Source organism: Pseudoalteromonas sp. SR45-6 (assembly GCF_014163545.1).
GTDB classification, from domain to species: Bacteria; Pseudomonadota; Gammaproteobacteria; order Enterobacterales; family Alteromonadaceae; genus Pseudoalteromonas; species Pseudoalteromonas rhizosphaerae.
Genome location: NZ_JACJDM010000123.1, coordinates 1 through 1,971, shown reverse-complemented (window position 1 = coordinate 1,971; position 1,971 = coordinate 1). Strand labels below are relative to the sequence as shown.

General features: G+C 37.0%; 1 protein-coding gene and 2 pseudogenes. 2 read left to right on the top strand and 1 reads right to left on the bottom strand.

Annotated elements, in window-relative coordinates; translation table 11 throughout:
• A pseudogene (locus H5158_RS22385) lies at window positions 1–222 on the top strand (endonuclease III); the annotation flags it as partial.
• Between the two features lie 99 nt (window positions 223–321).
• Here the strand turns inward: H5158_RS22385 and H5158_RS22380 are convergent.
• A complete protein-coding gene (locus H5158_RS22380; protein ID WP_182719343.1) occupies window positions 322–1,713 on the bottom strand; it encodes an alpha-amylase family glycosyl hydrolase in 1,392 nt (463 codons plus the stop codon).
• A 115-nt stretch (window positions 1,714–1,828) separates the two neighbouring features.
• Between H5158_RS22380 and H5158_RS23545 the strand changes: the two are divergent.
• Window positions 1,829–1,971: pseudogene (locus H5158_RS23545) on the top strand (endonuclease III); the annotation flags it as partial.

The window sequence follows — 1,971 nt, the reverse complement described above, 5'->3', positions numbered from 1 at the left end:
GATACCCACATAGACCGCGTATCAAACCGCACTAAATTTGCTATGGGTAAGAACGTTGTTGAAGTAGAAAAAAAGCTATTAAAAGTTGTACCAGCAGAGTTTAAAGTAGATGTACATCACTGGCTCATTTTACATGGACGTTATACCTGTGTGGCGCGTAAGCCAAAGTGTGGCAGCTGTATAATTGAAGATTTATGTGAGTTTAAAGAAAAGACTGAGTAACTAATTTTTAATTGAAATATTAAGATAATCATACGATATGTGCCCTACGTATGATTATCTTAATTTGAAAACCTCAAATAAACGCTTAACCTTTAAACATTACCGGACATAAACTCTATACTCCCAAGGCGCCAACTTAAGGCTTGCGTCTTCAGTAAGCGTTGCCTTTTGTTTGCTAAATAGCTCTGTATATACTCCAGCTGTTTGTGGACCCATAAATTGAATATCTTGCTCTTTATCAGAAAAATTAATCACAACAAACACTTTATCTTTGGTATTTTCGCGGATAAAACTAAACACCTCTGTCGGATTAGTATTATAAATACGCTCCATTGTCGCGCCATATTCACCATGCCACAACGCACTATTTTGTTTCTGCAAAGCTAAGAGCTTCTGAATCAATGGCTTAAATTTATGTTCTTTCCATTCGATAGGATCTTTTTCAAAAAACTCAAGCCGCTTAATATTCCCAGCTTCAAGTCCATTATAAATTAATGGCATACCTTCACCGACAATAGACAATACGATTGCTGTCGCTACTTTTTCTTCGCTACCATAACGCTCAAACACGGTTCCTTCCCATGAATTAGCATCGTGATTTGAAACATACGTCATCCGATAGCTATTTTTCGGATACGCTCCCTCATTCCATGAATAGTATACAAACAATCTATTTAAATCAGCGTGACCACTTAAAATATCATGAATAGCTTCCTGCCAAGACCATGCATAAGTAGCATCAAAAGCTTTAGCATGTAAATCACGCATTTCCCACTCAGCTAACATAAAAACGGGCTTGATCGCGTCTAGCTCCGCCCTAACGTTTTCCCAAAAATCGAGAGGAACAAAACCAGCTACATCACATCGATAACCATCAATATTTACTTCTTTGACCCAATACTTCATTGCATCAGTCATGTATTCACGCATTTCTGGTACGTTATAATCAAAGTCGATTATGTCTGACCAATCCCACCACGGCGTAGGTTGAAAATTACCTTGCGAATTTTTTGTATACCAATTTGGATGCTTATGTCTTAATTCATTATCCCAAGCACTATGATTTGCTACCCAATCTAGAATAACGTACATACCTAATTCGTGAGCAGCGTTAACAAAGCTTTTTAAGTCATCTAAGGTACCAAACTCAGGATTAACACCGTAGTAATCTTTTACTGAATAAGGGCTACCCAGCGACCCTTTTCTGTTTTCTTCGCCAATCGGATGAATCGGCATTAACCAAAGAATATCGACGCCAAGTTCTTTTAATCGTGGTAGTTGATGCTCAGCGGCTGCAAATGTTCCTTCAGGTGTGAACTGTCGCGTATTAATTTGATAAAAACTTGCGTTCTTACTCCACTGAGGATGCGTTAACTTCACATATTCTTGTGGAACATAATTAGAGGAAATATTTGTTGTCTTAGTTTTTTTACTTATATTAGTGCAGGCACACAGCCCTAAAAATAGTAATATTATTGAAAGGTTTTTCATTTATAAAGCCCCTTAAACGATTAAGTTTTAACAATATGCGATGTAGTGAAATTATTTTCAACAAACTATTAACATGAATACGTATGTAAGTCTTAATGCCTATCTACGATAATTATCATTCGGTTGGCCTACCATCGCGGTAGATACCCACATAGACCGCGTATCAAACCGCACTAAATTTGCTATGGGTAAGAACGTTGTTGAAGTAGAAAAAAAGCTATTAAAAGTTGTACCAGCAGAGTTTAAAGTAGATGTACA